Annotated in this window: 5 protein-coding genes and 1 pseudogene; 3 read left to right on the top strand and 3 right to left on the bottom strand. The window is 69.7% G+C overall.

Going from position 1 to position 6,636, the window contains the following annotated elements:
* A partial coding sequence (locus GSF22_RS28620; protein WP_208816922.1) for a replication-relaxation family protein occupies positions 1-516 on the top strand: 516 nt, incomplete at its 5' end.
* A gap of 108 nt (positions 517-624) precedes the next feature.
* Positions 625-843 carry a hypothetical protein gene (locus GSF22_RS28615; protein ID WP_208816920.1) on the top strand — a complete coding sequence of 73 codons (219 nt, stop codon included), beginning with the start codon at positions 625-627 and terminating at the stop codon, positions 841-843.
* 487 nt (positions 844-1,330) lie between these two features.
* Here GSF22_RS28615 and GSF22_RS28610 read toward each other — a convergent pair whose 3' ends face one another.
* Positions 1,331-2,914 (bottom strand): recombinase family protein, encoded by a 1,584-nt coding sequence (locus GSF22_RS28610; protein ID WP_208816918.1) that lies wholly within the window; start codon positions 2,912-2,914, stop codon positions 1,331-1,333.
* Between the two features lie 34 nt (positions 2,915-2,948).
* On the opposite strand from GSF22_RS28610, the pseudogene GSF22_RS28605 reads away from it, so the two are divergent.
* Positions 2,949-3,164: pseudogene (locus tag GSF22_RS28605) on the top strand (VOC family protein); the annotation flags it as partial.
* Between the two features lie 102 nt (positions 3,165-3,266).
* On the opposite strand, the gene GSF22_RS28600 reads toward GSF22_RS28605, so the two are convergent.
* Both GSF22_RS28600 and GSF22_RS28595 read right to left on the bottom strand, forming a co-directional pair.
* Positions 3,267-5,330: a 3-hydroxyacyl-CoA dehydrogenase NAD-binding domain-containing protein gene (locus GSF22_RS28600; RefSeq protein WP_208816914.1), complete on the bottom strand. Its 2,064-nt coding sequence runs from the start codon at positions 5,328-5,330 to the stop codon at positions 3,267-3,269.
* The gene (locus tag GSF22_RS28595; RefSeq protein WP_208816912.1) at positions 5,327-6,523 is read right to left on the bottom strand and encodes a thiolase family protein; all 1,197 of its coding nucleotides are present in this window, start codon (positions 6,521-6,523) and stop codon (positions 5,327-5,329) included. The genes GSF22_RS28600 and GSF22_RS28595 overlap by 4 nt, the downstream gene beginning before the upstream one ends.
* Positions 6,524-6,636: the final 113 nt, after the last annotated feature.

Genomic DNA, 6,636 nt, shown 5'->3' with positions numbered 1-6,636 from the left:
AGCCTGGACCGCTGGCAACCCGCCTCCGCCTTCCACGACCCCGGCGTGTTCTACCGCCACGGCGGCAACCCGCAGATCATGGTCCACGGACCAACCGGCCTACCCCGCCCCGACGGCGCCGCCGTGTGGACCGAACACGGACGGTCCGTGCCGTTCTTCCTCGAGTACGACACCGGCCGCGAACGCCTCGACATCCTCACCACCAAGATCGCCAAGTACGAACGGCTCCACACGATGAGCACCTGGACCTGGCCGGTCCTGTTCCACCTACCCTCGGCCCGACGCGAGGCGAACCTGCACCACCGCCTCACCGGCATCCACCTGCAGGCGATCATCGCCACCACCACCGCCGAACTCCGCACCGCCCTCAACGCCAGCCCCGCCGACCAGGTCTGGCAGATAGCCGGCCCCGCCACCGGTCGACTACACCTGATCGACCTGCCCTACACCGACACCCACCACGACACCGAGTACCCTCCAGCAACCCCACACGGCTCTCCCGACCACACAACGTGACCGCCCCAGGGACCACGGCGCGTCGCGCGGAGAACTGGCGCGTACGCCGCCGTGCAAGCGGGCGTGGTCACCGGCCAGTAGCGGTGGCTTGACGCGCCATGCTGGCCGGTGCTGTTCGTGCTGCCGACCGTGCTGCGTGAGCGGCACTGGCACGACCGGCTCCGCGCCGCCTACGCCGACCGGCCCCCAGCGATCATCGCCACTACCGCATCCGACTACCTCAACGGCACCGGCAAGACCCCGCCGATGGCGTGTGGCGGGTCTTCGGCGCCAGCACTGGACGGCAACGCCTCATCGACCTGCCCTACATCGACCCTGACCACTTGAGCTTCCACCGCGACCGTCACGGCGACCACGAAGCGCCCCCGAGGCGCAGAACAGGAGAACCCAGTGAACACAGCACCGAGCCCCAGTCCAACACGCACGCGCACAGAGTTGCATGGCCGAAGACGCACCGGCCACTGACGCCGGAACCCCGACCCCTCAACACCAGGCGCCGCCCAGTCCACAACCCAGCTTCCACCCGAGCGCCGCCGCGCGGCCCGACGAGGTCGGCACTCGGTCCGGCAGCCACGCCACCACGCCCACGCCGCCGGAGCCATCGCCGGTCGGCAGACAAGCCGTGCGGATCTTCCGATCCGCACGCCGCCGCAGACTGGCGATGCCGATAGATCAGCGACCCCGGCTCAGTCGCGGGCTCGTCGCCGAACTCATCGCCCGCGGCTGGAACGTCCCCGCCGAGCTACACCCGGACGACCCCACCTCGACAGCAGAAAACGAGAACCCAGAACCCACATGAGGCCACGTCCTGACATCAGTCGCCAGGCCGGGCACGCAGCGGCTTCCGCCAGATGATCTTCACCCGGTCGGAGTCGAACCGCTGCAACCCCGGCCTGGCCCTCACGATGACCACCTTGTCGATGTAGTCCCGCACCACCTCACGCTGCTCGTCCAGTGTCATGACCGCCCAGTCGGCGAGAATCTCCGTCGCATCACGGCCCTGGCTAGGGCTGGGCAGCGCCCGCAGCTCGCCGTTCAACCGGTACTGCTCGGCGTCCAGCGCCGCCCGCGCCTCGGCCCACTCCACACCGTTCAGCTGACGCAACGCCCACATGCGCGCCAGATCCTTGCGCTGCTCGTCCACGTCATCCAGCGCCCGCGTGATCTCCTCCCGGCGAGCCCCGACCGCGCCGTCATCGATGAGTTTGTCATCCTGGCGTCGTTTGATCTCGTCGAACAGCTCCGCGATCACGTGCTCCTCGGTCGGCAGCGCCATGATGCCCACACACGCCTTGCCGCCGGTCTTCGGATGGCAGAACAGATACGGGACGGTGTAGACGCCGCGAGACTTGTTGCGCAACTGCTTGTCCGACCCGACCAGCTCCGCTTCACACACTCCGCATACGCCGGTGCCACCGGTCAGCAGATACTTACGGACCGGGGTGCGCCCCCGATGCTTGTCGCTGATCACGTACTCGCGGCCGTTGACCGTCGTGACCTTCCGGCCGCCGGCCAGCTTCGCCCGCACCTGCCGCCACACAGCCTTGTCCAGGATAGGCGTCCAGTTGCCGTCGCCGACCTCCTCACCACGCCGCACGTTGATCCCGGCGACCGCCCGGCTGGTCACCATCCCCTTGATCGCAGCAGCGGTGACCTCCGAAGCGCGGGTCCGCACCCGGCCGGACTCATCGGTGACGACCTCACCATTCTCGTCGCGCACCTTCACCAGGTGCGCGCCCTTGAGGCCACGGTCGCGGAACCGGCGCGCGATGTTCTCCAACGACCAGCCGTCCAGGACCAGGCCCGCCGCCTCACGGATCGCCTCCGCCTGCTCCGGCACGATCACATAGGTCCGGTCTCCGTTGTCCAACCGGCCATGCACATAGCCGTAGGGCCGCGAACCCGGCGGGACGCCCCGCGCGGCCTGGGCGTCGAACTTGTCGGCGATCCGCTTCTTCATCTTGCGTACCTCGGCCGCCGCGAGTACCGCCTTGATGCCCGCCACCTCGTCCTGCACCCGCACGATCCCGTCGCGGTGGGTGTGCAGCAACTCGATCCCCGCCGCGTCCAGCAGCGCGGCCAAGTGGAACCACGGCGCTTCCTGCCGCTCCAGCCGGGTCTGCTCCACCGCCCACAGGTGCAACACCAGCCCCGCTCCGATGGCCTCCTTCAACGCCTCGAATCCCGGCCGGTAGACACCGTCCTCAAACGCCGACAGATCCGGGTCCGAGTACACCACCACCGGAACGCCCGGCCACATCCTGTCGGAGTACCTACGACCGATCGCCTCCTGATCGAAGCAGGTCTCGGCGTTGCCGTACTTGTCCTTACTGATGCGCGTGTACAGCGCGACGTGGGAATACGTGACGATCGGGGGATAGGGGCTGATCGCTGCCATAGGGCCAGCGTACCCAACGGTTCTTACCTAATCTAGCCTACCCGAGGGCAAGTCGGTGAAGAACCGCCTCCACCTCGACCTGGAGCCGGTCGACTGTACGCGGGACGAGGAGGTGGCCCGGATCGTCGGCCTCGGCGCCCGGCAGGTCGACGACCAGCGGCGACCGGACGGCACCGGTTGGGTGGTACTCGCCGACCCGGCGGGCAACGAGTTCTGCGTCCTGCGCAGTACGGCGGAACGCGCCGGCTGAGTAGCCGCAGTACGTCGGCTGCTTTGGCACGGGCGTTAGAACACGGGCGTTAGCAAGGGCCCCTTCCTATGCGAAAAGCGATAGGAAGGGGCCCTTGCGCGCCTACAGGCTGGCAGCGCCCTTCGGCAGGAACCGCTTGCCGGTGACCCGCTCGCTGGTGCCGGTCCGGTCCAGGTACGGCGTGACACCGCCCAGGTGGAACGGCCAGCCGGCACCGAGGATCATGCACAGGTCGATGTCCTGCGCCTCGGCCACCACACCCTCGTCCAGCATCAGCCGGATCTCCTGCGCCAGCGCGTCGAGCGCGTTCTGGCGTACCTGCTCGGCGGTCGACGGCTGGTCCCCGACCACGAGCAGCTTCGCCACCTCCGCGTTGATCTCGTCGTCGACGACGATCGGCTGGCCGGCGTCGGCGATCCGCTTCAGGTTCTCGCTGACCGCGAACCGGTCCGGGAAGGCGGCGTGCAGCGTCCCGCCGACGTGGTAGGCGACCGCCGGACCGACCAACTGGAGCAGGGCCAGCGGGCGCATCGGCAGACCCAGCGGGTCCAGCGCGCCGTTCGCCACCTCCAGCGGGGTACCCGCGTCCACCGCCGCGAAGATCTCGCCGAGGAAGCGGGTGAGCAGCCGGTTCACCACGAATGCCGGGGCGTCGGAGACGAGTACGCAGGACTTGCGCAACTGCTTGCCGACCGCGAAGGCGGTGGCCAGGCTGGCGTCGTCGGTCCGTTCGCCCCGGACGATCTCCAGCAGCGGCAGGACGGCCACCGGGTTGAAGAAGTGGAAGCCGACCACCCGTTCCGGGTGCTCCAGCTCCGCCGCCATCGCGCTGACCGACAGCGACGAGGTGTTGGTGGCCAGCAGCGCCTCCGGCGAGACGATCTTTTCCAGCTCGGCCCAGACCTGCTTCTTGACGTTCAGGTCCTCGAAGACCGCCTCGATCACGAAGTCGGCGTCCGCGAACACGCTCTTGTCGACCGAGCCGCTGACCAGGCCGTACAGCTTCGCGGCCGTGCCCTTGTCCATCCGGCCCTTGCCGACCGCCTTCTCGATCTCGGCGTGCACGTACGCCACGCCCTTGTCGACCCGGGCCTGGTCCAGGTCGGTCATCACCACCGGCACCTGGAGGCGACGGGCGAAGAGCAGCGCGAGCTGGCTGGCCATCAGACCGGCACCGACGATGCCCACCTTGGTGACCGGGCGGGCCAGCCCCTTGTCCGGCGCGCCGGCCGGACGCTTGGCCCGCCGCTGCACCAGGTCGAACGCGTACAGGCCGCTGCGCAGCTCCTCGCTGAACACCAGGTCGGCCAGGGCCTCGTCCTCGGCGGCGGTGCCGGCGGCGAAGTCCGCGTCCTTCGCGGTGTCGAGCAGGTCGAGCGCCTTGTACGCGGCCGGCACCGCGCCGTGCAGCCGCTGGTCGAGGGTCTGCCGGGCGAAGTAGAGCACGCCGGCCCACATGTCCCGGTCGACCTCGGGCCGGGTGACGGTCACCTCGCCGCGCACCACGCCCGCAGCCCACTCCAGGGACCGTTCCAGGAAGTCCGCCGGCTCCAGCAGGACGTCCGCGATGCCCATCTCGGCGGCCTGCTTCGGCTTGAGCATCCTGTTCTGCATCAGCGGGTTCTGGATGATCACCTGGGTCGCCGCCGGGATGCCGATCAGGTTCGGCAGCAGCTGGGTACCACCCCAGCCGGGGACGAGACCCAGCGACACCTCGGGCAGGGCCAGCGCCGCCGCGCCGCCGGAGAGCGTCCGGTAGTGGCAGTGCAGGGCCAGCTCCAGGCCACCGCCCATCGCCGCGCCGTTGACGAAGGCGAAGGTGGGGACGGTGCTGTCCTTCAGCCGGGCGAAGACCCGGTGTCCGAGCCGGCCGACCGCGAGCGCGGCGTCCCGGTCCGGCAGCAGCGGCAGGCCGGTGATGTCCGCGCCGACACAGAAGATGTACGGCTTGCCGGTGACCGCGACGAACGCCGGATCGGCGGCGAACGCCTCGGTGAGTGCGGTGTCCAGGCTGGCCAGACCCGCCGGGCCGAAGGTGTTCGGCTTGGTGTGGTCGAGCCCGTTGTCGAGCGTGATCAGGGCGGCGGGCCTGGTCAGTCCGGGTACGTCCACCAGGCGCAGCAGCGCCCGGGTGACCACCTCGTTCGGGTTCTGCGGGGTGCTCACTTGGCCTTGCCCTCCCAGTTCGGGTTCTCCCAGATGACCGTGCCGCCCATGCCGATACCGATGCACATGGCGGTGAGGCCGTAGCGGACCTCGGGGTGCTCGGCGAACTGCCGGGCGAGCTGGGTCATCAGCCGTACGCCGGAGGAGGCGAGCGGGTGACCGATGGCGATGGCGCCACCCCACTGGTTGACCCGGGGGTCGTCGTCGGCGATGCCGAAATGGTCCAGGAAGGCGAGCACCTGCACGGCGAACGCCTCGTTCAGCTCGAACAGGCCGATGTCGTCGATGCGCAGACCGGCCAGCCGCAGGGCCTTCTCGGTGGACGGGATCGGGCCGACCCCCATCACCTCCGGCTCGACGCCGACGAAGCCGTACGACACCAGCCGCATGGCGACCGGAAGCCCCAGCTCACGGGCGGTCGACTCGGCGGCGATCAGGCTGGCGGTGGCGCCGTCGTTCAGCCCGGCCGCGTTGCCGGCGGTGACCTTGCCGTGCGGGCGGAACGGGGTCTTCAGGCTGGCCAGCTTCTCCAGCGAGGTGTCCCGGGGCGCCTCGTCCACGGTGGCCAGACCCCAGCCGGTCTCCGGGTCGCGGATCGCCACCGGTACCAGGTCGGGCTGGAGCTTGCCGTTGGCGTACGCCTTGGCGGTCTTCTGCTGGGAGGCGAGCGCGAAGGCGTCGGTGCGGTCCTTGGTGATGTGCGGTACCCGGTCGTGCAGGTTCTCCGCGGTGGCACCCATCACCAGGGCGGACGGGTCGACCAGCTTCTCGGCCAGGATGCGCGGGTTCGGGTCGACGCCCTCGCCCATCGGGTGATGGCCCATGTGCTCGACCCCGCCGGCGATGGCGATGTCGTACGCCCCCATGGCGATGCCCCCGGCCACGGTGGTGACGGCGGTCATCGCCCCGGCGCACATCCGGTCGATGGCGAAGCCGGGCACGGTCTTGGGCAGACCGGAGAGCAGTGCGGCGGTCCGGCCGATGGTGAGGCCCTGGTCGCCGATCTGCGTGGTGGCGGCGATCGCGACCTCCTCGACCCGCTCCGGCGGCAACTGCGGGTTGCGGCGCAGCAGTTCGCGGATGCAGCGGATCACCAGGTCGTCGGCGCGGGTGTTGGCGTACATGCCACCCGCCTTGCCGAACGGGGTGCGGACGCCGTCTACGAAGACGACATCCCGAACTTCACGGGGCACTTGAGCCTCCTTGCCGGCACGGGCGTGGTCCCTCGGATGCTACTCGCCGGTAACTACTGGCGTCAGCATGGCCCGTGTGGCGCATCCCACATCCCCGCCACCCACCCCGGCCC

Origin of the sequence: Micromonospora echinofusca (assembly GCF_017614955.1) — a bacterium.
Lineage (GTDB): Bacteria > Actinomycetota > Actinomycetes > Mycobacteriales > Micromonosporaceae > Micromonospora > Micromonospora echinofusca_A.
Note: the sequence above shows the minus strand (reverse complement) of the source record. Positions and strands in the feature narration are given on the sequence as shown.